Annotated in this window: 1 pseudogene; it reads right to left on the minus strand. The window is 42.0% G+C overall.

The features are described 5' to 3' along the window. Positions 1-4: 4 nt before the first annotated feature. Positions 5-281: pseudogene (locus ACFIK8_RS12370) on the minus strand (insulinase family protein); the annotation flags it as partial.

Below are 281 nucleotides of genomic sequence, written 5' to 3' on the forward strand. Positions count from 1 at the left end.
AGTCTTACTTTATATTGGGTGAAAGTGTTGATGTTAAATCATCAAAATTCATGAGGGAGCCAACAGGTCCGACAGCTGCTAATGTTGGAGTGGAATTGATAAAAAGACGATGAGCTAAATCAGTTAATCTTGCGGGCGTAATAAGCTCTAAGCGTTCAATTGTTTCAGATAGAGGAATTGGTCGGCCATAAAGAAGCATTTGGCGGGCAATGAGATTGGCTTGGCTAGATGGATTTTCCTGTGACATTGTAAGGCTAGCACGATATTGTGCTCGTGCTCGT

It is taken from the genome of Bartonella sp. MR168JLCBS, from assembly GCF_042194175.1.